This window comes from Thauera phenylacetica B4P, assembly GCF_000310225.1.
GTDB lineage: Bacteria > Pseudomonadota > Gammaproteobacteria > Burkholderiales > Rhodocyclaceae > Thauera > Thauera phenylacetica.
Map to the genome: position 1 here is coordinate 1 of NZ_AMXF01000544.1, position 773 is coordinate 773.

A 773-nucleotide genomic window follows, 5' to 3' on the forward strand; every position below is an offset into this window, starting at 1 on the left:
CAGCAGGGCGCCGCCGCGCTGGCGGCCGCGCACCGCCTCGCGCTTGCCGGCGACGCGCTGGCGCAGCACCGGCGCGGCCACCTTGAGGTCCAGGCCGAGGCGCTCGTTCTCGGCCTGCAGGCGCTGCAGCTGCGCGGCGTTGCGCAGGGTCAGCAGGAGCTGCTCGGGCTGCCAGGGCTTGAGCAGGTACTGGAAGATGCCGGCCTCGTTGATGCCGGCGATGATGTCCTCGGAGTCGGTGTAGCCCGAGACGATGATGCGCACTGCGTCCGGCCAGCGCTCGCGCACCTCGCGCAGCAGCGCCACGCCCGAGGTGCCCGGCATGCGCTGGTCGGTGAGCACGACCTGGATCCACTCGCGCGCGAGGATCTCCAGCGCCTCCGCCGCCGACGAGGCGGTGAACACCTCGAACTCCTCGTCCAGCGTGCGCCGCAGCGCCTCCTGCGAGCGCAGCTCGTCATCGACGACGAGGACGGTGGGCAGGGTCGGGGCGGGCATGGCGGGAGGCGTTTCCTTCAGGCGGCGGATGCGGCGGGCGCCCGCCAGCCCAGCTCGCGATGGCGGGCGAGGTGGCGCGGCGTCCACGATTGCGGGCTCTTCAGCACGAAGTGGTAGCGCGCCACATGGTAGCTCGGGTCGAAACCGTAGAAATTGCGCCGCATCATGTCGAGCTCGGCGGCGCGGTAGGCGGCGAGCGGCTTCGCGGCCTCGTCGGCGGCGCGGCGGCGGGCCTTGTCGGCGATGCGCGCGGCGAGCCCCGGGTCGTCGGCGAG

General features: G+C 73.5%; 1 protein-coding gene and 1 pseudogene. Both read right to left on the reverse strand.

From position 1 onward, the window contains the following. Nucleotides 1-498: response regulator (locus C667_RS23570; RefSeq protein WP_004391414.1), on the reverse strand; the 498-nt coding region annotated here is incomplete at its 3' end. A 17-nt stretch (nucleotides 499-515) separates the two neighbouring features. Then, nucleotides 516-773: pseudogene (locus tag C667_RS23575) on the reverse strand (hydrogenase maturation protein); the annotation flags it as partial.